The sequence below is a fragment of the Ruegeria sp. CDSA193 genome (genome assembly GCF_059611885.1).
Map to the genome: position 1 here is coordinate 327,632 of NZ_JBXWPN010000002.1, position 23,833 is coordinate 351,464.

A 23,833-nucleotide genomic window follows, 5' to 3' on the forward strand; every position below is an offset into this window, starting at 1 on the left:
TGAAATACAAATCTTTGATGCTGCGCCCATGTTCGAACGAATTCTTATCCTAATGATTGGACAGCTTGGCCATTTTTCCGAGTTTTCTTGTCGTTATTTGCTCAATGTTTCCACACAAGAGACAATAGGCCGGAATCCTTGCTGTTGCAGAAGCTAAGAGGCGGCGTCTTTCAAAGTTTTGCAGACCTGATTCATACGACAAAGTACTTAACCTCCAAAAGTGCGGCGACACCGCAAGCGCGCCAATATTACTAGTTAAACCTGTAAAACGTGTTTCCTGCGACAAAGCCGTCCAGCTTTGCCGATCTTGCATAGTGATGCAGATCACTGGTTTTGTTTATGAACCCCGCTCCGCGAAAGTTCAGTGACGTATTGCACAATACACCCGTGCCCGAAGCCGACTTGAATGCGTTCAGCAGGTCGTAAAAGAAAGCATTCTGATCCCGGCGGACTGTTTGGACCCTTGCTGTTCCGTCTACATGCGTGATCGCGGCCAGGTTCTGATTGGTCACCTTCTGCAGATGCAACATATAAGGCGCGGAGTTTTCCCACTCAAAATGCTGGCTGACATCTTCCTCAAGGCAGGATGGGGCCACGGGGCTTGTATCCGGCCGGTTTTTAGCCCTGTTCAGGCGCACGCGGGATTCGGCCCAGAACGGGGCCGCCAGAATCGAGCGGTTGCCCAATGCGCGCGGACCGATTTCACAGTTCCCTCTGGCCCAACCGATGAGCTCACCGGACATCAACGCGTCCGCGACATCGTTCAGACGCAGCTCGCTGACCCGCATGCCGCTACTGTCGATTTTATCATCCACAAAGGACTGTCCGGAATAAACCGTCCAATCCAGCTTTGCCTGGCCCGTATAGTGGCGCATGGCATCAACCGCAGTTCCTATGGCGCAGCCGGAATCACTGCTGCAAGGTGGTACAAATACATCTCGGAACAAGCCGCAATTCTGCCACTTAGTGTTCCAATCGCAGTTCAATCCACATCCGCCGGCAATCACCAGCGGATAGCCCTCTGTCAGGTTCTGTTCGGCAAAGGCAAGGAACCGTGAAAAAATCGCATCCGAGAGTTTCTGTGCAAGATTGCTGAACTGCTGACTGTGCATTCCGACGTTGAAAAACGGGGAATCGGTCAGACGGTCCTTGCGTAGAATCTCGGCCAATGGCTGATCTGACAAAAGATAATCTATCAGCGCATGTTCATCCGCGTCATGTGAACCGGGCTCTGCATAGGCACATGCCGCCATCATCCTCCCGGGGTCTTCACGCCGTTGTTCACGCGAAAGCACGGGATAATCGGGATCAACCAGTGCGCTCAGGAACGAATATCGGGCACCGGGCCCGGTCATCACCCGACCGACATGAGACAGCTTTAGATCTTCATCAATCTTGTAGAAATCGCCAAGCGTGTCTTCCCAAACCAACACATAACAAGGTTCACCTTGACGAAACGGAGACATCCCATAAGCGCCCCAGATATGTGCCCTTTCATGGGTCGATGAGAAATAGTCGATCTCTTTGCCAAAAAACGTCCGTTTCCCCACGGTCTGAGCATCTTCGCCAATGCCGAAATACCCTGCCCCCGAGGTCGTCACATGTTGTGTTCCGGTCGTTGACCAGCCGCTAAGGGCCAGGATATCAGGCAAGTCCCGGAACCACAGGCCAGAGTCGATAAATGTATCCGGTGTGACTGACGTGTTGCGGGGAAAACTGTCTTTCTCGGATTCATAGGAAAACAGCAGGTTGCCGTTTTGGGCATCAATACCCGCAACCGTACCGTCGTGACCCGACTTGAATGACAAAATCTTCATTTCACACCTCTTTACCGCGCTTGTTGCGCGGTCCTGGCAAAACACACCAATTCGTTACTGTTCTATCAAATTGCGTTGGCGCAGCCCCTCTGTAATTGCCCGAGCGGCCAGTTCTGCGCCTGCTTCGTTGAAATGAGAATCCGGCGCATAATACGATGCCGGATCCTCTTGCATTTCGATAACATCCGTTAAGTCTATCACGTCCAGCCCAGCCTGCGCAGCCGCATCTTTCACCAATACTCGCAGCGGGTCGTGGATAAAGGGCTGGGCGACCAGACCCATATAGCGGCTGACCGTCGGAACATACACAATGGCAATCTCACCATCCCATTCTGATGTAATCTGTTTTGCCCGCATCAGAACATCGGTAAATACCGGATTTTCATCAGTTGCCTTGGGATAGTGAATCCCAAGGATCTCGGCCGTTTTCTGCAATGCCAGAAAGTTTCTGAACACCCGTTGCGCCCGCAGGTAATCGCCCCAGGATAAAGTAGTCTCTGCCCACCATCCGGATATCACCGGTGCGGTTAATTCCGACTGGTCCGGATGCTCGATTGGGCCAAAATCTACAGCCGGGTCTAGTGCTGCGCTCAACCATGGCTTCTCAAGCTCTCGTTCCAGATTGCGCCAGTCATTGCCCGCAAAGAAAGAGAAAAGCGTGAGGTCGGGCTGGAACTCTGGCCCGTACCGGCCCAAAACCGCCAGTTGATACAGCGGGCCAATGCCCCTGTGCCCGGTGTTAAGCAGGTTCGGCATGCCCTGACGCAGCTTATCCGCCAGATGCTCACCCTCTCTCAGGCAGAACCCCTCGGAAAACGAGTCACCCAGCAGCATCACACTCACATCGTTTTCATAGACCGATGGTGGATTGCGAAACCCCAGACGATCCGGCGTGTAGGTCACCGGCTCGCCCAACACCGAGCACAATAGCATCTTGTCACCCGGCATGGGGGCCAGATACGCAGTTTCGAGCAGTTGTGTATCCAGCGCATCGTTTACATGTTTCATTGTCCTGCCCGGAGGCAAGTTTTCCTTGTATTCTTCGACGCTTACCTCATCGCCGACAAATCCGACTAGCCCTAGGCGTCCGGGGATTATTTTGATGGTCAGATAGGCCTCAAATGCAAACAGAGCCGCCAAAAGCGATACCGCGCTCAAACCAACAGTCAGCCTGGCTTCGTTCGACAAGAAGGCCGCGCACAAGGCCAGGGCCAGCCCAATCGCGCCCGGAGCCAGTATGTATCGGATCAACCGCGCTGTTCCATTGGCAAATTCCGCTGAATTTACCAGTGCATATGCGACGACCCCAAAGAAATAGAGAGCGGCGACCAGACATAGGATTGACCCGAAACGCGAACTGCGGGTTTTTTCAGTCATTCCATCTGGTCCCTTTCGACCGATATCGACATTTGCCGTCATTAACGGCGAAACCGGGCGAATTCAGTTGAACCGATTTGCGTATCATCGGCAAGCTTTTCTGCGGCGGCCTGAAAAGCGCAGGAAGCAGACGCATCGCCTGACCCTCTAGAATATGAAAAACGCTCAAAAACAACAGGATAAATACACACAGCACACAACACTCGAATACAAAACAAAACCAGATTTTTTTACCACCGTTATGCCGAAAAGCAAATCACCCGCTCTTTCAACGCCTAGTGGGCGCACGGCGCTATCACATTGCACGCATAATCCGTCCTTGTACGGCCTATTGTTCCCGAATTCAGTACGGCGACATAGTCCTTTCCGTCGCCGGAGGACAATGATTTTGGCGGGTGTATCGTCAGCGGCACAGCAGACGGATGAATATACGGGAAACCCCTAATATCCAGCCAGCAGGGTTTTGTTACAGTTAACGCAACTACACCGGAGAGGCTTCGGCCTCCCCACTCGCTCAAAAAGGGACTGACTTTGGGGGTCGGTCCCTTTTTAGTTTTTACGTCAGGTTCAGAACCCTGCCCAAATCAGGACAGGGCACCTGGATTACCCGTCAATGATACCATTGAGTGTCGCGCTCGGGCGCATGACTGCTGCAGTCTTGGTCGGGTTGGTGTGATAGTAACCACCCAGATCTGCCGCTGCCCCTTGCGCGTTGGCCAGTTCGGATAGGATCTGCTGTTCTTTCGCGGCCAACTCTGCAGCAATCGGCGCGAACTCGGCAGCCAGATCAGCATCATCGGATTGCGCGGCCAGCGCCTCGGCCCAATAGCGCGCGAACCAATAGTGGCTGTCGCGGTTATCCGGTTGCCCGACTTTGCGGCTGGGCGACTTGTTGTTGTCCAGAATGCCCTGCGTTGCGGCCTCGGCAGCGGCGCCAAGAACTCCGGCTTTGGCGTTGCCTTTGCTGTCGGCCAGGAAATTCAAAGACTCGCCAAGCGCGCAGAACTCACCCATCGAGTCCCAGCGCAGGTGGTTTTCCTCAACCAACTGCTGCACGTGTTTCGGGGCAGACCCACCCGCGCCGGTTTCGAACAATCCGCCGCCCTGCATCAGCTTGACGATCGACAGCATCTTGGCCGAGGTGCCCAACTCAAGGATCGGGAACAGGTCGGTCAGATAGTCACGCAGCACGTTGCCGGTGATGGCGATGCTGTCGTTACCGGCGGTGATGGTCTCCAACGACTGGCGGGTCGCCTCACGCGGTGCCAGGATTTGGAACTTGTCCGCCACGCCAGCAGCTTCCAGTGCGGGTTGGACGGATTTGATCAGTTCGGCATCATGGGCACGGTTTGCATCCAGCCAGAAGATCGCCTCGGATCCGGTCAGACGCTGACGGTCCATCGCCAGTTGAATCCAGTTCTCAATCGGAGCCTTCTTCACGGTGCAGGCACGCCAGATGTCGCCCTCTTCAACCGCGTGTTCGTGCAGTGTCTCGCCATTGGCCAGAACGATGCGAATGGTCCCATTCGCAGGCGCCTGGAATGTTGTCGGGTGGCTGCCGTATTCTTCGGCTTTCTGTGCCATCAGACCCACATTGGCCACAGCTCCGACGGTGGCTGGGTTCAGCGCGCCATTGGCTTTGAAGAATTTGACGGATTCATCATAAATAGACGCATAGCAGCGGTCGGGGATCACACAGTTGGTGTCACCCTTGGACCCGGTTTCGTCCCAACCCTTGCCACCAGCACGGATCACGGCAGGCATCGAGGCGTCGATGATCACATCAGACGGCACGTGCAGGTTGGTGATACCCTTGTCGCTGTCAACCATATACATGGACGGGCGGTCGCCCTTGATCGCGTCAATGGCGGCCATGATATCGGCGTTGCCTGCAACCCGCTCCAGCAGATCGCCCAGACCCGAGTTCGGGTTCACACCCAGCGCATCCAGTTCAGCGCCATAGGCCTCGAATACCGGGGCAAGCCACGCCTTAACCGCATAGCCGAAGATGATCGGGTCGCTGACCTTCATCATTGTGGCCTTCAGGTGAAGCGAGAACATGGTGCCGTCTTTTTTGGTGTCTTCGATGGCCTCGGCCAGGAAAGACGACAGCGCATTGACGGACATGAAGGTCGCATCGGCAACGGTGCCCTCGGCCAGCGGCCAGCCGTCTTTCAGAACCGTAGTACTGCCGTCTTGTCCGACAAATTCGATTTTGGCGTCACCGGCTTGCGCCGCAGTGATGGTGGCCGATTTCTCGTTCGCGTAGAAATCATTGCCGGACATGGACGAGACTTTAGTCTTGCTGTCAGCGGCCCATGTACCCATCGAATGCGGGTTCTTCTGGGCATAATTCTTGACGGCGCGCGCGGCGCGACGGTCGCTGTTACCTTCGCGCAGAACCGGGTTCACAGCCGAACCCTTGATAGCATCATACCGCGTGCGGATCGCTTTTTCTTCGTCAGTCGCAGGTTCTTCGGGATAGCTCGGGATGTCATAACCCTGTGCTTGCAACTCTTCGACGGCGGCCACCAGCTGCGGCACCGAGGCCGAGATGTTGGGCAGCTTGATCACATTGGCATCGGGTGTCTTCACCAACTCACCCAATGCGGCCAGATCATCGGTGATGCGCTGCGCATCTGTCAGCTTTTCGGGGAAGGTCGAAATAATCCGCCCAGCAAGTGAAATATCCTTGGTTCCGACGCTGACACCGGCGGCGGATGCAAACTTTCGAATGATGGGTAGGAATGAGGCGCTGGCCAGCTCGGGCGCTTCGTCTACAATGGTATACAATATGTCGAAGTTCGATTTATCTGCCATATTCTTTTACCTTTTTAAGCCTTTCGGGGCGTGCGATCCAAGAGTTGGGGCCACGTCGATGTGGCGCGTAAGGGACGTAACAAGACTGCCGTCCCGGGATGACTCTGTATTGACAGGGCCTCCCTTAAATGACGTTTGGCTTGGGATCAATCGCCAGAGACCGCGCATTTTGACACGGTTTGCGGAAAATCATCAAAACTGCTTGCCAATGGGCAAAATTCAGACGCCCCAAGTATCGCTGAGCTTATATCCGCCCGGCCAGGGATCGTCCGGGTCAAGCATGTGTTGATGTGTACCGGTAATCCATCCGCGGCCACTGATCTCGGGAATGATCGCGGCACGCCCCCCGATCGTTGTGGCCTCGACGATCTGTCCGGTGAAAGACGAGCCTATGATCGAAACCGCCTGGAAAGTTTGCCCGACCGCCATTTCTCCCTTGGCGGCCATCAAGGCCATACGGGCAGAAACTGCGGTACCGGTAGGGGACCGATCAACTTTGCCCGGCTGGATCGCCACAGCGGATTTTCCGCGCAGGCCATTTGCGACCCGCTCGGTCGGGCCACAAAAAGCGCAGAATGAAATGTGATTCCAGTCCGGGTTTTCGGGATGCGTAAACCCAATTTGTTCGTTGGCCGCATTGGTGATCGCTACACCCAACCGCGCAATGTCACGCGCTTCGTCTTGTACAATGTCGAACCCAAGCGCCGCTGCATCGACGACCACGAAACTGTCGCCCCCATAGGCCGTGTCCACGGTCAGGGTACCAAGGCCCGGCACCTCAAGCGGAACGGAGATCCGGTCTGCAAAGCTGGGCAGGTTCTGCACAAATATGCGCTCAGCCTTTCCATTCCGGCATTCGGCACGCACCGAGACCAGCCCGCCCGGTGCCTCAAGCGTCAGATGTGTAACCGGTTCCTGCATCGGAATGATCCCGCTATCCAGCAGCACGGTGCCCACACAGATCGAGTTTGAACCAGACATGGGCGGTGTGTCTTCGGGCTCCATGATAATGAACCCGGCATCTGCCTTCGGATGTTTGGGCGGCACCAACAGGTTCACATGGCGAAACACGCCTCCGCGCGGTTCGTTCAGGACAAAGTTGCGCAGGGACTGGTCGCGGGCGATGAACGACCGCTGCTCCCACAAGGTATCACCGGGTGGCGGAAGAACACCGCCGACGATGACGTCGCCAACCTCGCCCTCGGCATGGGCAGAAATGACGTGGAGGGTTTTGATGCTGCGCACGACCCCCTCCCTCAGAACCGGCCAGCAGCAAAGGGGGCTGGCGATATCGGGGGGGCCTGACGGTCAACCATGGCCCCAACAAGTTCGGCCGTGCCTGCGGATTGGGTCAGCCCAAGATGCCCATGGCCGAACGCATAGAACACGCCGGACGCATTTGGAGAAATACCGATGACCGGGATGCTGTCAGGCATCGACGGCCGGAACCCCATCCATTGCGTGCCTCCTTCGGTCTTGAGGCCGGGTAGAAACTCTTCGGCTTTGTGCAATAACGTGTCGGCTCGTTTGAAATTGGGGGCGAGGTTCAGACCGCCCAACTCGACCGCGCCGCCGATCCTGACGCCATTGTTGATCCGGCTGGCAACGAACCCATGCCGCGAGAAGGACAAGTGCATCCGCAGATCAAATGCACCTTCGGGCAGGGTCGTGTTGTATCCACGCTCGGTTTCAAGCGGGAACCGGTCACCAAGAGTTCTAGCGATGTGATGAGACCATGCGCCAGCAGCCACGACCACTTTCGCCGCGTCCACGGGCCCTTCCGCCGTTTCAAGGCGCATGCCGCTTTGCTGTGGCACTAACGCCTGAATATCGCACCGCTCGATCCGGCCTTGCCGGCTTTGAAAGGTCTGGGCAAGGCGCTCGACCCATTTCTTGGGATCAACGGTATTCAACCAGTTGGGCGTAAATCCTGCATGAGTGAACCGAGGGCTGAGGCCCGGCTGTTTTTCGGCAATCGCCTGAGGGCTTTCCAGCAATTCAAAGTCGATACCATGCTGGCGGCGCACCTCCCAGGCGGGCAGGCTTGCGCGGTATTCGGCCTCGGATTCATAGAGCTGCATCTGACCGTCACGCTGCATCATCGCCTCGCCGTCAACCGCTGGGATCAACCGTTCAAGCGCGGCGCTGGACACTTTCATGAGGCTGGCCTGAGCGGCCAACAGCTCGGCATAGCGACCGGGCTGGCTCGCGCGCCAGAAACGGTACATCCAGGGCGCAATCTGCAATGCATATGCAGGCGGGATCGACAACGGCCCCAACGGGTCCAGCAGCCACTTCGGTGCCTTTTTCATGATGCCGGGCGTTGCCAGAGGCTCAACCTCGGAAAAAGCAAAGGCCCCGGCATTTCCGGCCGAGGTCTGCGCGGCGACGCCTTCCTTGTCCAGGACCAACACGGCATGACCCCGGCGCTGTAGTTCCAGCGCAATGGTCATGCCAATCACACCAGCTCCGATGACGACGATCTGCTGGGTCATACCTCAATCCCCGAACGGAATGGATCAGCCGCTTCAAAAATCAACCGCGACTCCGCCATGACATAGGCCTGCCCGGTGATCGAGGGGATGACACCGCCATTGGACCCAGCCTGATAGGACAAGCGATAGGTGCTGCCGATCACACTTTGCTGGACGATTTCCTCCCCCGGGGCCAATAGACCCTCAGCGGCCAGACAGGCCAGCCGAGCAGAGCTGCCGGTGCCACAGGGCGACCGGTCGTAATTGTCATCCGGGCACAGAACAAAGTTGCGGCTGTGAATCGCGTGCTCGGGCGATGCGTCCTGAAAGATTACATGGTCAATCGGTTCACCCTTCTCACCGCCAACCCCCTGCGCGATCGAGGCTTTGCGGATAGCAACGGCCCTATCGGTCAGTTCCAGAATATTGGCCGGAATGACGGAAAGCGGGCTTGGATCGACGATAAAGAACCAGTTTCCACCATAGGCCACATCCCCTGCAACCTCACCGAAACCGGGCACATGAAGTGAAATGTCGCTGTGAACGCGGCGGCTTTCGATATTCGTGACCGTGACAGTATTTGCATCGTGCAGCTCGACCGTGACAACTCCGGCTGGCGTTTCGATCCGATGTATTCCAACATCGATCCGACCAAGATGCGCCAGTGTCACGGTCAGGCCAATGGTTCCGTGGCCGCACATTCCCAAAACAGCATCGACATCAAAATAGATCACGCCGGTGACACAGGTTGGATCAACCGGTTCCACCAACAAGGCCGCAACCATGGCCGGTTGTCCGCGCGGTTCAAGCATGACCGAACGATAGAAATCCCTGTATTCGGTGTCCAGCCGCCGGGCGCGTTCAGCCAGAGGGCCAGAGCCCAGATCTGGTGCACCATCGAGGATGACCCGGGTCGGTTCTCCTCCGGTGTGGCTGTCGATCACATGCATTCTGCGATCACCCCACCTAGTTTCAACCAATCGGCGAACCAAGCCCCAAACAACGCGTATTGCTGTTCGCAATAATTCCGCTGTGCATCTGTCAGGGCATCAGTTTCATTGAAATGCAGGCGGTATTCCTCTTCCCCGTTCAACACCAGAAGATGCTTGTAATACAGCACAAGATCCGGACCCTCATCAAAACTGGACAGCACCTGAATGGCCTCGGTCAGTTCTTGCGCCCGTAACCGGGCTTCGGCATCGCCCCGCGCGGCCTTTTGAGAAAGCGCAGCCAACAGCAACGCCTCACGTGGGAGGGCCGTTCCGATCCCGGTGATCGACCCGGTTGCACCACAGTTGACGAAACCGTGGTAAACCTCGGTGTCCACACCCACCATCAACGTCACATCATCATCCTGACTCGTGATGTTTTCCGCTGCATAGCGCAGATCGTCCTTGCCTCCGAATTCCTTGAACCCAATGAGGTTAGGGTGTTCGGCGCGCAGGGCAAAGAACAGATCAGCCTTTGTTGCGAAACCATAATATGGGCTGTTGTAGATAATTGCCGGCACGTCCGGCGCAGCAGACAGGATTGCCTTGAAATGGTTCTTTTGCGCAGTTGATGAGCTCCCTCGGGACAGAACCCGGGGAATGACCATCAACCCGACAGCGCCGACCTTTTGCGCATGTGCTGCGTGGGCCTCGGCGGATTTGGTGTTGATTGCCCCGGTTCCGACCACAACCGGCAACCCGGCATCCACCAGACGTTCCACCCCTTCCATGCGCTGTGCATCCGTCAAAAGCGGCCAGTCGCCCATGGATCCGCAATAGACAACCGCAGACATGCCTGCGTCGATCATTTGCTTGCCCTTGCGAACAAGTGCGTCGAAATCCGGCTGCCGATCCGCCGAGCAAGGGGTCATGAGCGCGGGCATCGTACCGCTAAATACATTGGTCGACATACGGTGCTATCCTCTAGTTACAGGGGTCCAGATAGGCGTCATGCGCCCGTTTTCACGCGATAACGGATATTGGATACAAAATCCATACATAATTCGACGCAAAAAGCCCGCGTTGGACCTTTCGTCTGACGCGGGTGTTTTTGACTGTCTAAACGGCGATTATCTCAACCGCAGACCGGTTTCAGGATCAAACAGCATGGTGCGTTCCCGGCGGATCGAAATACCGATGCGTGTACCCTGCTTACTGCGCTCGTCTTCGCGCTCTTCAACGATAAGCTTGTCGCCATTCGATGTCAGCAAATAGGAATAGCTGACGCCGCCAAGCGCCTCGGTCAGATCAACGGTGCAGGTATCGCCCGACCGATCAACCTGAATATGTTCCGGGCGGATACCCAGCGTGACCCGAGACAGACCCAAAGGAACCGATGCTGGGACAGGCAGAGGCTGAGTGATCGCCGGATGAGTCACCTGACCATCAACGATGTCGCAATCCAGAAAATTCATGGCAGGCGAGCCAATGAACCCTGCTACAAACTTGTTATCTGGATCCCGATACAGATCCATCGGCGCACCAACCTGTTCGATCCGACCATCGCGCAGCACCACGATCTTATCGGCCATGGTCATCGCCTCGACCTGATCGTGAGTCACATAGATCATGGTCGCGCCAATTTCATTGTGAAGCCGGGCAATTTCCACACGCATCTCAACGCGCAATTCGGCGTCCAGGTTGGACAGAGGTTCATCGAACAGAAACACCTCGGGGCCGCGCACAATCGCACGCCCGATGGCAACGCGTTGGCGCTGACCACCCGACAGGGCCTTGGGTTTGCGCTTCAGGTACTGGTCCAGCTTCAGGATACCCGAGGCTTCCTGAACCTTCCTGTCGATCTCGGCTTTGGCCACGCCGTTCATCCGCAGGCCAAACCCCATATTCTCGGCCACAGTCATATGCGGGTACAGGGCATAGGTCTGGAACACCATCGCCACGCCCCGTTTCGCAGGGTCCTGATGTGTCACCTCGCGCGCGCCGATGTGAATTTGGCCTTCGGTCGTTTCCTCAAGCCCTGCGATCATCCGCAACAAAGTGGATTTTCCACATCCCGATGGGCCGACAAAGACACAGAATTCACCATCCTCAATTTCGAGGTCGATACCGTGTATCACCTGCGTCTGGCCGTAACGTTTGATCGTTTGGTTCAGAGTTACTCCGGTCATGTCGCTTGTATCCTGTCCTTCTGGCCATCGGGGCGTGTTTCAGGGAACCGCCAGGCCTGAGCTTCGGCCGCGATTTGTTCGGCCACCCGGCGCACGCGGGGAATCCAAGCCTCGAGCTGGTCGAAATTCATCCGCTCGGTCGAGCCGGTCACCGATATTGCACCCAGCATCCGCCCGCCCGGCGTTCGGATCGGGCAGGCAACACAAATGATCCCCGTCTCGTGTTCTTCATCGTCCAGGGCGTAGCCCCGGCTGTGGATCAGCTCTAGATCGGACCGCAGCGCAGCTTCCGAGGCCAAGGTCTTATCCGTAAACCGGTGAAAGCTTTGCTGTGAGATCACCTTGTTCAGCTCAGCCTCGTCCAGAAAGGCCATCATCGCCTTGCCCACACCTGTACAATAGGCCGGTCCGACCTTGCCCGCCTGTGAATACATCTCAACCGGCTGGGCAGCATTGCGCTTATCGACATACAGAACCTGACCAGAATCAAGCTGCGCCAGATGCACAGTCTCGCCCGTTTCACCGCTGAGCCTATCAAGAAACGGCCTTGCGATCGGCGCCAGTGAGCTTTGCGTCCACGCCGCATGGGCCAGCCGAACCAGCCTCAAACCCGGCGCATAGGTCTGCCTATCCGGGTCATAGGACAACATCCCCTGATTGGTAAGGGATTGCAGAAACCGATACAGCGTTGCTTTGGGAAAGCGGCTGCTTTCCAGCAGTTCCGCAAAGCGAATTGGCCGCTGAAACGCGGCCACCTGATCCAGCACGTCACATGCTTTCCCTATCGTTCCATCACCTGCCACGGGCGCTCTGTCTCCTCCGATTAACCTGCGGCCGCAGCCACGAGGGTCTTGACAAGACTAACCGAGTCGATGTGTAGTTTTCAACATATAAAACTAAGTTCCAATATATGGAACTAAAATGGAAGCTAAGGGAGGAAACCATGCATTCCATCTACAAGCGCACCACGGCCGCGCTGGCCATGAGCGTTGCACTTGCTGTTCCCGCCTCTGCCGAGCTTACCGGCGAATTGCGGATATTCCTGGACACATCGAACCCGGCACCCCGGGCCACGATGGAAGCAATGATCGACAGATTTCAGCAACAGCATCCGGATTTGGCCATCGAGACAACGGTGATCGACCGCGAGGCCTACAAAACCCAGATCCGCAACTTCTTGACTGCGGATACGCCGGATGTCGCCACGTGGTACGCGGCGAATCGGATGAAACCCTATGTCGAGGCTGGCCTGTTCGAAGACGTCTCGGACCTGTGGGCGGAACCTGCGATTGCGGACAATCTGGCCTCAACCAAAGGTGCGATGACGATCGACGGCAAACAATGGGGCGTGCCCTACACCTACTATCAGTGGGGCGTTTATTATCGCAAAGACATCTTTGACGAGTTGGGTCTGACCGAGCCCGCAACCTGGGAAGAAGAGCTGGCGAATTGCCAAAAGATCGTCGATTCCGGTCGCGCCTGCTATACGATCGGCACCAAGTTCCTGTGGACTGCCGGTGGCTGGTTCGACTACCTGAACATGCGCACCAACGGCTATGACTTCCACAACCAGCTGGCCAATGGTGAAATCAGCTGGGAGGATGACCGGGTCAAGCAGACCTTCGCCAACTGGAAGCAGCTGATCGATATGGGTGCCTTCATCGACAACCACCAGACCTATAGCTGGCAAGAAGCTCTGCCCTTCATGGTCAACGGTGATGCGGCGGCTTATCTGATGGGCAACTTCGCCGTGGCGCCACTGCGTGAGGCGGGCCTGAGTGACGACCAGCTGGACTTCTACCAGTTTGTTGCCATCAACCCCGATGTCGAACTGGCCGAAGATGCACCGACCGACACGTTCCACATCCCGTCAAACGCGGCGAACAAAGAAGCCGCCCGTGAATTCCTGCGCTTCGTTGTGTCTGCGGATGAACAGACCGAGATCAACAATGGCTCGAATCTCGGCCAGTTGCCGGTCAATGCTCAGTCCTCGGTAGATGCCGACAAGTTCCTGCAGCAGGGCTTTACCATGCTGTCGTCAAACAGCCCGGGCGGAGTCGCCCAGTTCTGGGACCGCGACGCACCGGCAGAAATGGCCAAGGCGTCGATGGAAGGCTTCCAGGAATTCATGGTCAAGCCAGACAATGCGGACAAAATCCTGGCCAAACTCGAACGGGCGCGTCAGCGCATCTACGACAACTGAACCGGTCAGGATTGGCAAAGCCCATCCTGAGCCATGACCTGCGTAAGGCGGGTATCAACCCGCCTTACTCCGCCTACCAGAACCGGGGACGCCCATGACCGCCGTCGATACCCACGAACAGGAAAGCTGGTTCCACCGAAACCAACAGCGCATCGCGCCCTGGTTATTTTTGGCCCCGGGCCTGTTGTTCTTTATGGTCTATGTGATCATTCCGGTCTTTCAGTCCTTCAACCTGTCGCTTTACGAATGGGACGGCCTGGGGGCTGCAGAATATGTCGGATTTCGCAATTATGAAGACCTGTACTGGGAATGGTCGGATCGGGACGCCTTTTACATCTCGCTCAAAAACAACCTGATCTGGTTGCTGCTCTATCTGGCGGCGATTCCGGCGGGTCTGTTCATTGCGCTGTTCCTGAACCAGACGGTCTGGGGCATCCGCCTGTATAAATCCCTGTTTTTCTTCCCCTTCGTGATTTCTCAGGTAGTTGTTGGCCTAGTGTTCACATGGTTCTATGACCCCACATTCGGCCTGTTGAACGAATTCCTCGGATTCTTTGGCATGGGCCCGGTGAACGTGCTGGGCGACGAGCGTTTCGTCACCTATGGCATCATCTTTGCTGGCCTCTGGCCACAAACCGCCTATTGCATGATCCTGTACCTGACCGGCCTCAACGCTGTGGACCCCGAACAGATCGAAGCCGGGCGGCTGGACGGTGCCAAGAGCTGGCGGATGTTGTGGCATATCATCCTGCCGCAACTCCGCCCTGCCACCTTCATTGCCTTTGTCGTCACCATCATTGGTGCGCTTCGCAGCTTTGACCTGATCTCAATCATGACACAGGGCGGTCCGTTCGGATCATCGCGCGTGCTGGCCTATTACATGTTCGAGGTCGCCTTGTCCGAATACGGATTCCGCATGGGATATGGCGCGGCTATCGCGGTGATCCTGTTCCTGATCATGCTGTGTTTCATCGGTTATTTCCTGTGGTCAATGTACCGCGAAGAAAGGGGGCACTGAGATGTTTCCCAAGCCAATCGAAAAACAACCTCGTGCAGCGCAGATCACCTATCAGGCGTTGCTGCCGCTGGCCTTGCTTTTGTGGCTCGGGCCGTTGCTGGCCGTCGCCCTGTTCTCGGTCAAACCCGCCGCGGATTTCACCAATGCCAACTACTGGGGGATGCCGTCCAGCTTTGAGGGTGCATTCAACTATGGGCAGGTGTTTTTCAATTCGGATATGCCGCGCTATCTGATGAATTCCTTCCTGATCACCGTTCCCACGGTCATCGGGTGCGTCGCGCTCAGTAGCATGACGGGGTTTGCACTCGGCATCTACAAATTCAAATCGAACCTTTGGATCTTCTTCCTGTTCGTAGCGGGCAATTTCGTGCCTTTCCAAATTCTCATGGTGCCCGTGCGCGACCTGACGCTGGACCTGGGCCTGTACAACACCAAGACCGGGCTGGTCTTGTTCCACATCGCGTTCCAGACCGGGTTTTGCACCCTGTTCATGCGGAATTTCATCCGCGCCCTGCCCTTTGAACTGATCGAGGCGGCACGGGTCGAAGGGATCAGTGAATGGCGTATCTTCTGGTACGTGGTGCTGCCGCTGATGAAGCCCGCCATTGCGGCGCTCAGTGTGCTGATCTTTACCTTCATCTGGAACGACTATTTCTGGGCAGTAGTGCTGACGCAAGGTGCTGAGAGCCAGCCTGTAACCGCAGGGATCACCAGCTTTAACGCGCAGTTCCGCGCCGCCTATCAGCTGATGAGTGCCGGTTCCATTGTCGCGGCGCTGCCACCGGTTGCTATGTTCTTCCTGATGCAGAAACATTTTATCGCGGGCCTGACACTCGGTGCCGTAAAATAACATCAAGCTAAAGGTTTGCCTGATGACCAAAATCACTTTTATCGGGGCCGGTTCCACGATCTTCATGCGCAATATCGTGGGCGATGCCCTTTTGACCCCCGCCCTGGCCGACAGCCATTTTGCCTTGATGGATATCGACACACAGCGCCTGGCTGAGAGCGAATCTGTGGCCCGCGCCATGGTGCACTCGGTCGGCACGGGGGCTACCATAACCACCCATACCGATCGGCGCGCCGCATTGGAGGGGGCGGATTTCGTGATTACCGCCTTTCAGATCGGCGGGTATGACCCCTGCACAGTGACTGATTTCGCGATCCCCAAGCAATATGGCCTGCGTCAGACCATCGCCGATACGCTGGGCGTGGGCGGGATCATGCGCGGGTTACGCACCGTTCCGGTTCTGTGGGACGTGGCGCAGGATATGATGCAGCTCTGCCCCAACGCGACGCTGTTGCAATATGTGAACCCGATGGCGATCAACACCTGGGCTTTGGCCGAACGGTTTCCGACATTGAAACATGTAGGACTGTGCCATTCGGTGCAAAACACGGTCGAGGAACTGGCCCATGATCTGGAGCTGCCCAAGCAGGAGTTTCGCTATAAGGTCGCAGGCGTCAACCATGTGGCTTTCTTCCTCAAGCTCGAGCATCAGGGCCGCGATCTCTATCCTGCGCTCCGACAGGGATATGCCGGTGGACAACTGCCGAAACCGCCCCTATTGATGCCACGCTGCCCCAACAAGGTCCGATACGAAGTGATGGATCATCTGGGCTATTTCTGCACCGAAAGCTCGGAACATCTGGCCGAATATGTGCCCTGGTTCATCAAGGACGGGCGCGACGATCTGATCGAGCAGTTCTCGATCCCGCTGGATGAATATCCCACCCGCTGCGTCGAGCAGGTCGAGGACTGGAAAGAACAGGCCAAGACCCTGACCGACGGGCGTGCGGTTGAGGTGTGCCGCAGCCACGAATTCGCGGCGGACCTGATGAACGCAATCGTGACCGATACGCCCTATACTGCCTATGGCAACCTGCCCAATACCGGCCAGATCCCGCAACTGCCCTTGGGGGCTGCTGTGGAAACGCCGTGCCTGGTGGACAGCAACGGGGTGCAACCCTCGGTCGTGACCGACATCCCACCGCAGCTGATTGCGCTGATGCGCACCCAGATCAACGTGCAGGAACTGACCGTGAGGGCGCTGACCGACCAGAACCCCGAATACATATACCACGCCGCCATGATGGACCCACACACAGCCGCCGAGCTCGACCTGCGACAGATCCGCAATCTGGTCAGCGATCTTTTGATCGCACATGCGGATTGGTTGCCAGACTGGTGCAAACCGGCCAAAGCGGCATGACCCAAAGATTACAAGGCTGAGAATAATGACAAAAAAACGCCGCTCGCAACATTGGTATGGCAAGCTGGACAAGGACGGGTTCATTCACCGGTCATGGATGAAGAACCAGGGCTTTCCCGACCATGCCTTTGACGGGCGACCCATCATCGGCATCTGCAATACGTGGTCCGAACTGACGCCGTGCAATTCCGGCCTGCGCGATCTGGCCGAAGGCGTCAAACGCGGCGTGTGGGAGGCTGGCGGCTTCCCGGTCGAATTCCCGGTCATGTCGCTGGGCGAAACCCAGATGAAGCCCACCGCCATGCTGTTTCGCAACCTACTGGCCATGGATGTCGAAGAATCCATCCGCGCCTATGGCATTGACGGCGTCGTTCTGCTGGGCGGTTGTGACAAAACTACGCCGGGGCAACTTATGGGTGCCGCCTCGGTCGATCTGCCCGCTATCGTTGTCAGTTCCGGCCCGATGCTGAACGGCAAGTATCGCGGACAGGATATCGGCTCGGGCACGGATGTTTGGAAGTTTTCCGAAGCCGTGCGCGCCGGGGAAATGACCCTGCAGGATTTCATGAATGCTGAATCCGGCATGTCGCGCAGCGCCGGTGTTTGCATGACCATGGGCACCGCGTCGACCATGGCCTCGCTGGTCGAGGCGATGGGCATGTCCCTGCCCACCAACGCCGCGCTGCCCGCCGTTGATGCTCGCCGAATGGCGCTGGCGCATCTGACGGGTAAGCGGATTGTCGAGATGGTGGACGAAGACCTCAAACCCTCGGACATTCTGACCAAGGAAGCCTTTGAAAACGCCATTCTGGCCAATGCGGCCGTGGGCGGATCAACCAACGCCGTCGTACATTTGCTGGCCCTGGCAGGCCGAGTTGGCGTCGATCTGACGCTGAAGGATTTTGAGATCGGGTCGGACATCCCCTTGCTGGTGAACTGCATGCCCTCGGGCCAATATCTGATGGAGGATTTCTGCTATGCGGGCGGTGTACCGGTGGTTCTGAACGAGCTCAAACCCTTCCTTCGACCGGCCAAAACGGTTCTGAACAAGGATATTTCGGCCCATTACGAAGGTGCAGAATGTTTCAACCGCGATGTGATCCGTCCCTTCAACGACCCAGTAAAACCTGCCGCAGGCCTGCGTGTGCTGCGCGGCAATCTGGCACCGAACGGGGCCATTGTGAAACCTTCGGCGGCCACGGACACACTGTTGGAGACCGAGGCTGTGGCCCATGTCTTCGAAAGCATCGAAGATATGAAGGCCAATATCGACAGAGATGACCTGCCGGTGACGCCCGAGACCATATTGGTGCTGAAAGGCTGTGGACCCAAGGGTTATCCCGGCATGCCCGAGGTTGGCAATATGCCGATCCCGGCCAAGCTGGTGAAGGACGGTGTGCGCGACATGATCCGTATCTCGGACGCACGGATGTCCGGCACGGCATTTGGCACTGTCATACTGCATGTCAGCCCCGAAGCCCAGGCGGGCGGCACGCTGGCGCTGGTCAAGACCGGTGACCGTATCCGTGTATCCGCTAGCAAGGGCGCGCTCGAGTTGCTGGTTGACCAAGTTGAACTGGACGCCCGACGCGCCGCATGGCAACCGGATGCTCCGCATTACACCCGCGGCTATGCCAAGCTTTACATAGACCACGTCCTGCAGGCCGATCAGGGTGCGGACCTGGATTTTCTTGTCGGCAAAGACACCCGCCTTGTGACCAGAGAGAGCCACTGATGGACCAACCCACCACTTTCCACGACCTGAACGGTGCATCCATCTTTATCACCGGAGGTGGTTCTGGTGTCGGGGCCGCTTTAACGGACGGATTTCTGGCGCAGGGTGCGCAGGTCGCCTTTATCGGGCGCTCCGACGCCAGTGCCTTTGTTGATGAGATGCGCGCCAAGCACGGGCGCGGGCCGCTGTTTCTGCAAGGCGACATGACAGATACCGACCTGCTGCGCGCCTCAATGGCCAAAGCCGCCGAGGCCCATGGCCCCCTTGGTGTGCTGATCAACAATGCCGCCAACGACAAACGCCATTCGCTTGACGAAACCACGCCCAAATTCTGGGACTGGATGATCGAGGTGAATCTGAAGGCGTATTTCTTTGCCTGCCAAGAAGCCGCACGTCAAATGCAGGACAAGGGCGGATCAATCATCAATTTCAGCTCGATCAGCTATATGATGGGTAATTCCGGTTATCCGATCTATACGACATCAAATGCCGGGATCACCGGGATGACCCGGTCGTTGGCGCGCGAGCTTGGCCCGCAGAAAATCCGCGTTAATGCGCTGGCCCCCGGATGGGTTCTGACACAGAAACAGCTGGACATGTGGGCCACGCCAGAAGATCTGGCCGCACATCTGGAACGCCAATGCCTAAAGGACCACCTGACGCCCGAGGATATGATCGCACCGACCCTGTTTCTTGCGTCGGAAGCCAGTCGCGCCATGACCGGGCAATGCATGGCCGTTGATGGCGGTGTTGTAGTAACAGGATGAGAACATGACAATCGAATGGATCGCTGTTGATTGGGGAACAACTCATCTGCGGGCATGGGCAATGCAAGGTGACACCATTCTGGACCAGGCTCAGTCCGCAAGCGGCATGGACCAAATTCCCCGGGATGGGTTTCAAAAAGCATTGCTGAACCTGATCGAGGGCTGGCTTGGCGATACGGTCATGGATGTGGTCGCCTGCGGTATGGTGGGTGCGCGTCAAGGCTGGGTCGAGGCACCATATTCCGCTGTACCTTCGGTTCCTGTTCCCGATGCACCTGTCCGCGTTCCGGCAACAGATCCGCGTATCCGCGCCTTTGTCGTACCCGGGCTAAAGCAAACAAGCCCCCCCGATGTCATGCGCGGAGAAGAGACACAGATCGCCGGTTTTCTGGCCCACCGGCCAAACTGGGACGGCATCATTTGCCTGCCCGGAACGCATACCAAATGGGTACAGGTCAGCGCGGATGAAATCGTCAGCTTCCGCACATTCATGACAGGCGAAATCTTCGGATTACTCAGCAATCAATCCGTCCTGAAACATACGGTCAGCGAAGGCTGGGACGACGCGGCTTTTGCCGAGGCTGTGGCGGATACCCTGTCCCGGCCGGAACAACTTGCCGCGCGCCTTTTCGGCCTGCGGGCCGCTGATCTGCTGCAGGGTCAGGACTCCGGTGTAGCACGTGCGTGTCTGTCGGGATATCTGATCGGAGCGGAACTGGCCGCGTCCCGTCCCTATTGGTTGGGCCAGCAGATTGCCATTATCGGGGACCAAAGCCTCTCGGAAATCTATGCCATCGCGCTAAAACAGCAGGGTGCATTTGTTGAAATAGCCGACAGCACGCAATCTACATTGGCAGGTCTTTTGCAGGCCCGAAATCTGACGAGGCAAACCGCATGAGCCGTCCTATCATTGCAATTCTGCGCGGTCTGCAACCCACCGAGGCCGCCGAAGTCGGGCATGCCCTGATCGACGCGGGCATAGACCGGATCGAGGTGCCCCTGAACTCACCCGATCCGTTGACCAGCATCGGCATTCTGGCGGAACGTTTCGGCGATCGCGCATTGATCGGCGCCGGAACCGTCCTGACCATCGAACAGGTCGATGCGGTGGCCGGGGTCGGCGGCAAGCTAATCGTCTCGCCAAATTTCGACGCTGAGGTCATACAGCAGACTATCAAACTGGGCATACAAAGCTGGCCAGGCGTCTATACCCCGACCGAGGCCTTTGGCGCGCTCAGCGCAGGGGCAACCGGGCTCAAACTGTTTCCGGGCGTGATGGCGGGGCCTTCGGGCCTGGCCGCAATACGCCCGATCCTGCCCAAGGACGCGCTTGTCTTTGCTGTGGGTGGGGCGGGCCCCGAAAACTTTGCCGATTGGCTCAAGGCCGGGGCGGACGGGTTCGGGATCGGCTCGGCCCTGTATAAACCGGGAATGGCCGTTGCCGACATTGCAGAGCGCGCGCGAAAGATCGTCTTGGCCTATGACAAGGCCACCCAATGAGTGTCGTGTTTGACGACCGTCCCTGCGATCTGGGCGAAGGGCCTTTGTGGCACCCGGAACGGGCGCAGCTATTCTGGTTCGACATCACCGGCAACCGCTTGATGACCCAGAAGGACGGACGACAGCAAAGTTGGCAGTTCCCCGAAAATGTCTCAGCCGCGGGCTGGGTGGACCAAGACACTTTGTTGATGGCTTCTGAAACCGGGCTGTGGCGCTTTAGTCTGAAAACCGGTGAGCGTAGCTTGATCACCCATCTTGAGGCGGACAACACCGTCACCCGTTCCAACGATGGCCGCGCTGATCCCAGGGGCGGTTTCTGGATCGGTACCATGGGCAAGAACGCCGAACCCGGCGCAGGGTCCATCTATCGGTTCTGGCGCGGAGAGCTGCGGCGGCTGGTGCCGGATGTCACGATCTCGAACGCCATCTGCTTTGCGCCCGATCGCTCTTGCGCCTATTTCGCCGACACGGTCACCAAACAGGTCATGCGCTGGGAATTGGACCCCAAAACCGGTTGGCCCGAAGGCCAAAGCACCGTGTTCCTCAACCTCACCAAAGACCAGTTGAACCCTGATGGAGCAGTGGTCGATACGAGCGGAAATATCTGGATCGCCCAATGGGGCGCCAACCGCGTGGCCGCTTACTCGCCCGAGGGTCGGTTCCTGAAGGCGGTCGGGTTTGATGCGGCCCATACTTCGTGCCCGGCTTTTGGCGGGCCAGACCTGACAACGCTGTTCTGCACCACCGCTCGCCAAGGGCTGGATGCGGCACAGATTGAAACCCAACCTACCAACGGAATGACCTTTGCCGCGCCCGACGCAGGCAAAGGTCAGGCAGAGCACAGAGTCATCCTATGAACCCCGAACTTGGCGTTTGCTATTACCCCGAACATTGGCCAGAGGCGATGTGGGCGGACGATGCAGCACGTATGGTCGAAACCGGCCTGACATGGGTGCGGATAGGCGAGTTCGGCTGGAGCCGGATGGAGCCCACGTCGGATGATATGCACTTCGACTGGCTGGATCGCGCAATCGAAACCTTAGGTGCTGCCGGGTTGAAAGTGGTGCTGGGCACGCCAACAGCGACGCCGCCACGCTGGATGCTGGACAAACACCCGGACATGCTTGCCGTGGATGCGCAGGGTCAGCCGCGCAAGTTCGGCTCTCGCAGACATTATTGCTTTAGCCACACCGGGTATATCGAAGAATGCGTTCGGATCGCACGTGTCATGGGCGAACGCTATGGGCGCAACCCGCATGTCGCAGCATGGCAGATCGACAATGAATATGGCTGCCACGACACCACTGTCAGCTATAGCCAACCCGCCCTACACGCCTTTCAAAACTGGCTGGAAGGTCAATACAGCACGATTGAAACCCTGAATGCAGCGTGGGGAAATGTGTTCTGGTCAATGGAATATGACAGGTTTGATCAGATCGACCTGCCGAACCTGACAGTAACAGAACCCAACCCGGCCCATGTTCTGGCCTTCCGGCGGTTCAGTTCAGATCAGGTGGTGGCCTTCAACAGGGCACAGGTCAAAGTGCTGCGGCCCCTGACCGATGCGCCCTTGCTGCACAATTACATGGGGCGTGTGCTGGATTTCGACCACTTCGCAGTGGGTACCGATTTGGATATCGCCACATGGGACAGCTATCCGATCGGGTTTCTATCTGACCGGCTTGAGGCGGATAAGGCACATAAGTCGGCCTTTCTGCAGCAAGGCGATCCCGACATGCAGGCCTTTCATCACGATCTGTATCGCGCTGTGGGACGCGGGCGTTGGTGGGTGATGGAACAGCAACCCGGCCCGGTGAACTGGGCCCCTTACAACCCTGCACCTCTGCCCGGTATGGTGCGCCTGTGGTCGCTTGAGGCCGTGGCGCATGGGGCCGAGGTGGTCAGCTATTTCCGCTGGCGGCAGGCGCCCTTTGCGCAAGAACAGATGCATGCAGGACTGCTGACGCCGGATAACCGCTCTGCCCCGGCTTTGGCCGAGGCACGCCAAACCGCCGATGATCTGGCCGGGCTGGGAGCAATCACACAGGCCAGAGCGGATGTCGCGATCCTGTTCGACTATGCCTCGGATTGGGCCTGGGCGACGCAACCTCAAGGGGCTGGGTTCGACTATTTCAAACTGGTCTTTTCAACCTACCAAGCCCTGCGCCGGGCTGGATTGTCAGTGGATTTCCTGCCTGCGGATAACATCCCAAAGGCGGGATATAAGGTGATCCTTGCACCGGGTCTGGCGACCATCAGACCCGATCTGGAACAACGCCTGACCAATGGTTGTGATCTGGCTGTTCTGGGCCCGCGCTCTGGCGCCATCACGCAGGACTTTCAGATACCCGCAACTGGTCGCCCCGGGCTGACTGCACTGGATTGCACTGTCGATCTTGTGGAAACCCTGCCCCCTCAGGTGACCCGGGAAGTTGATGGTGGCGGCGCAGCCCGTCACTGGGTCGACCGCCTGTCAGGAAAGGCCCCGGACCTTTTGACATTTCAAGACGGAACACCTGCCCTGAAAGGGACCGACCACATGTGGTATCTGGCCGGGTTCCCGGATGACACGTTATGGGATCGCGTGATCAGCATGGCCGCTGCTCTGACAGGCATTGCCTTGCATCCGATGCCTCAGGGTTTGCGGCGACGCCAGACGGCCGGGCATACATTCCTGATCAACTACAATTCGGCGCCGGTTGAATGGAACGGCCGGATGATCGAAGCCTGTGATGTGTTCATTCAGGAAAATGACACGCCCGCCGAGGGGTAACCCCGGCGGGCGCAAACT

The 23,833-nt window shown here is 57.5% G+C and carries 19 protein-coding genes; 10 read left to right on the forward strand and 9 right to left on the reverse strand.

All coding sequences use genetic code 11. From position 1 onward, the window contains the following. Positions 1-251: 251 nt before the first annotated feature. The 9 genes from AC2FLG_RS04500 to AC2FLG_RS04540 all read right to left on the reverse strand — a co-directional run bounded on the left by AC2FLG_RS04500 (position 252) and on the right by AC2FLG_RS04540 (position 12,409). Positions 252-1,817 (reverse strand): carbamoyltransferase C-terminal domain-containing protein, encoded by a 1,566-nt coding sequence (locus tag AC2FLG_RS04500; protein WP_496689396.1) that lies wholly within the window; start codon positions 1,815-1,817, stop codon positions 252-254. 54 nt (positions 1,818-1,871) lie between these two features. Continuing rightward, positions 1,872-3,194 (reverse strand): alginate O-acetyltransferase AlgX-related protein, encoded by a 1,323-nt coding sequence (locus AC2FLG_RS04505; RefSeq protein WP_496691356.1) that lies wholly within the window; start codon positions 3,192-3,194, stop codon positions 1,872-1,874. Positions 3,195-3,797: 603 nt separating this feature from the next. Continuing rightward, positions 3,798-6,014, reverse strand: a complete 2,217-nt coding sequence (locus AC2FLG_RS04510; RefSeq protein ID WP_496705157.1) for an NADP-dependent isocitrate dehydrogenase — start codon at positions 6,012-6,014, stop codon at positions 3,798-3,800. A gap of 219 nt (positions 6,015-6,233) precedes the next feature. Continuing rightward, a complete protein-coding gene (locus AC2FLG_RS04515; protein WP_496705159.1) occupies positions 6,234-7,259 on the reverse strand; it encodes a trans-3-hydroxy-L-proline dehydratase in 1,026 nt (341 codons plus the stop codon). An 11-nt stretch (positions 7,260-7,270) separates the two neighbouring features. Then, positions 7,271-8,509, reverse strand: coding sequence for an NAD(P)/FAD-dependent oxidoreductase (locus tag AC2FLG_RS04520; protein WP_496705161.1), 1,239 nt, complete (start codon positions 8,507-8,509; stop codon positions 7,271-7,273). Continuing rightward, the gene (locus tag AC2FLG_RS04525) at positions 8,506-9,438 is read right to left on the reverse strand and encodes a 4-hydroxyproline epimerase (RefSeq protein ID WP_496677183.1); all 933 of its coding nucleotides are present in this window, start codon (positions 9,436-9,438) and stop codon (positions 8,506-8,508) included. Before AC2FLG_RS04525 ends, AC2FLG_RS04520 begins: the two co-directional genes overlap by 4 nt. Continuing rightward, entirely contained in the window at positions 9,429-10,388 is a 960-nt protein-coding gene (locus tag AC2FLG_RS04530) for a dihydrodipicolinate synthase family protein (protein ID WP_496705162.1), read from the reverse strand. Before AC2FLG_RS04530 ends, AC2FLG_RS04525 begins: the two co-directional genes overlap by 10 nt. A 159-nt stretch (positions 10,389-10,547) precedes the next feature. After that, positions 10,548-11,606 carry an ABC transporter ATP-binding protein gene (locus AC2FLG_RS04535; protein ID WP_496705164.1) on the reverse strand — a complete coding sequence of 353 codons (1,059 nt, stop codon included), beginning with the start codon at positions 11,604-11,606 and terminating at the stop codon, positions 10,548-10,550. Beyond that, positions 11,603-12,409, reverse strand: a complete 807-nt coding sequence (locus AC2FLG_RS04540) for an IclR family transcriptional regulator (RefSeq protein WP_496705165.1) — start codon at positions 12,407-12,409, stop codon at positions 11,603-11,605. Before AC2FLG_RS04540 ends, AC2FLG_RS04535 begins: the two co-directional genes overlap by 4 nt. Positions 12,410-12,549: 140 nt before the next feature. Between AC2FLG_RS04540 and AC2FLG_RS04545 the strand changes: the two genes are divergently transcribed. From AC2FLG_RS04545 to AC2FLG_RS04590, 10 genes are all read left to right on the forward strand, one after another. Then, positions 12,550-13,809, forward strand: a complete 1,260-nt coding sequence (locus AC2FLG_RS04545) for an ABC transporter substrate-binding protein (RefSeq protein WP_142636170.1) — start codon at positions 12,550-12,552, stop codon at positions 13,807-13,809. A 94-nt stretch (positions 13,810-13,903) separates the two neighbouring features. After that, positions 13,904-14,827 (forward strand): carbohydrate ABC transporter permease, encoded by a 924-nt coding sequence (locus AC2FLG_RS04550; protein WP_142636168.1) that lies wholly within the window; start codon positions 13,904-13,906, stop codon positions 14,825-14,827. Between the two features lies 1 nt (position 14,828). Beyond that, positions 14,829-15,677, forward strand: coding sequence for a carbohydrate ABC transporter permease (locus tag AC2FLG_RS04555; protein ID WP_142636166.1), 849 nt, complete (start codon positions 14,829-14,831; stop codon positions 15,675-15,677). A 22-nt stretch (positions 15,678-15,699) separates the two neighbouring features. Next, positions 15,700-17,040, forward strand: coding sequence for an alpha-glucosidase/alpha-galactosidase (locus AC2FLG_RS04560; RefSeq protein WP_496705167.1), 1,341 nt, complete (start codon positions 15,700-15,702; stop codon positions 17,038-17,040). A 25-nt stretch (positions 17,041-17,065) separates the two neighbouring features. Beyond that, on the forward strand, positions 17,066-18,775 hold the full coding sequence (locus AC2FLG_RS04565) for an IlvD/Edd family dehydratase (RefSeq protein WP_496705168.1): 1,710 nt from the start codon (positions 17,066-17,068) through the stop codon (positions 18,773-18,775). Next, positions 18,775-19,542: an SDR family NAD(P)-dependent oxidoreductase gene (locus AC2FLG_RS04570; protein ID WP_496705169.1), complete on the forward strand. Its 768-nt coding sequence runs from the start codon at positions 18,775-18,777 to the stop codon at positions 19,540-19,542. Before AC2FLG_RS04565 ends, AC2FLG_RS04570 begins: the two co-directional genes overlap by 1 nt. 4 nt (positions 19,543-19,546) lie before the next feature. Beyond that, the gene (locus AC2FLG_RS04575; RefSeq protein WP_496705171.1) at positions 19,547-20,440 is read left to right on the forward strand and encodes a 2-dehydro-3-deoxygalactonokinase; all 894 of its coding nucleotides are present in this window, start codon (positions 19,547-19,549) and stop codon (positions 20,438-20,440) included. Next, on the forward strand, positions 20,437-21,042 hold the full coding sequence (locus AC2FLG_RS04580; RefSeq protein WP_496705173.1) for a 2-dehydro-3-deoxy-6-phosphogalactonate aldolase: 606 nt from the start codon (positions 20,437-20,439) through the stop codon (positions 21,040-21,042). The genes AC2FLG_RS04575 and AC2FLG_RS04580 overlap by 4 nt, the downstream gene beginning before the upstream one ends. Then, entirely contained in the window at positions 21,039-21,899 is an 861-nt protein-coding gene (locus AC2FLG_RS04585) for an SMP-30/gluconolactonase/LRE family protein (protein WP_496705175.1), read from the forward strand. The genes AC2FLG_RS04580 and AC2FLG_RS04585 overlap by 4 nt, the downstream gene beginning before the upstream one ends. Beyond that, the gene (locus tag AC2FLG_RS04590) at positions 21,896-23,815 is read left to right on the forward strand and encodes a beta-galactosidase (RefSeq protein ID WP_496705177.1); all 1,920 of its coding nucleotides are present in this window, start codon (positions 21,896-21,898) and stop codon (positions 23,813-23,815) included. Before AC2FLG_RS04585 ends, AC2FLG_RS04590 begins: the two co-directional genes overlap by 4 nt. Positions 23,816-23,833 lie beyond the last annotated feature (18 nt).

Excerpts from the sequence above, each read along its gene's own strand:
- AC2FLG_RS04520 (WP_496705161.1), bottom strand. The coding sequence starts at position 8,509 with ATGACCCAGCAGATCGTCGTCATCGGAGCTGGTGTGATTGGCATGACC.
- AC2FLG_RS04555 (WP_142636166.1), top strand. The coding sequence starts at position 14,829 with ATGTTTCCCAAGCCAATCGAAAAACAACCTCGTGCAGCGCAGATCACC.
- AC2FLG_RS04565 (WP_496705168.1), top strand. The coding sequence starts at position 17,066 with ATGACAAAAAAACGCCGCTCGCAACATTGGTATGGCAAGCTGGACAAG.
- AC2FLG_RS04585 (WP_496705175.1), top strand. The coding sequence starts at position 21,039 with ATGAGTGTCGTGTTTGACGACCGTCCCTGCGATCTGGGCGAAGGGCCT.
- AC2FLG_RS04535 (WP_496705164.1), bottom strand. The coding sequence starts at position 11,606 with ATGACCGGAGTAACTCTGAACCAAACGATCAAACGTTACGGCCAGACG.
- AC2FLG_RS04560 (WP_496705167.1), top strand. The coding sequence starts at position 15,700 with ATGACCAAAATCACTTTTATCGGGGCCGGTTCCACGATCTTCATGCGC.
- AC2FLG_RS04580 (WP_496705173.1), top strand. The coding sequence starts at position 20,437 with ATGAGCCGTCCTATCATTGCAATTCTGCGCGGTCTGCAACCCACCGAG.
- AC2FLG_RS04550 (WP_142636168.1), top strand. The coding sequence starts at position 13,904 with ATGACCGCCGTCGATACCCACGAACAGGAAAGCTGGTTCCACCGAAAC.
- AC2FLG_RS04575 (WP_496705171.1), top strand. The coding sequence starts at position 19,547 with ATGACAATCGAATGGATCGCTGTTGATTGGGGAACAACTCATCTGCGG.
- AC2FLG_RS04545 (WP_142636170.1), top strand. The coding sequence starts at position 12,550 with ATGCATTCCATCTACAAGCGCACCACGGCCGCGCTGGCCATGAGCGTT.
- AC2FLG_RS04505 (WP_496691356.1), bottom strand. The coding sequence starts at position 3,194 with ATGACTGAAAAAACCCGCAGTTCGCGTTTCGGGTCAATCCTATGTCTG.
- AC2FLG_RS04530 (WP_496705162.1), bottom strand. The coding sequence starts at position 10,388 with ATGTCGACCAATGTATTTAGCGGTACGATGCCCGCGCTCATGACCCCT.
- AC2FLG_RS04570 (WP_496705169.1), top strand. The coding sequence starts at position 18,775 with ATGGACCAACCCACCACTTTCCACGACCTGAACGGTGCATCCATCTTT.
- AC2FLG_RS04500 (WP_496689396.1), bottom strand. The coding sequence starts at position 1,817 with ATGAAGATTTTGTCATTCAAGTCGGGTCACGACGGTACGGTTGCGGGT.
- AC2FLG_RS04590 (WP_496705177.1), top strand. The coding sequence starts at position 21,896 with ATGAACCCCGAACTTGGCGTTTGCTATTACCCCGAACATTGGCCAGAG.
- AC2FLG_RS04525 (WP_496677183.1), bottom strand. The coding sequence starts at position 9,438 with ATGCATGTGATCGACAGCCACACCGGAGGAGAACCGACCCGGGTCATC.
- AC2FLG_RS04510 (WP_496705157.1), bottom strand. The coding sequence starts at position 6,014 with ATGGCAGATAAATCGAACTTCGACATATTGTATACCATTGTAGACGAA.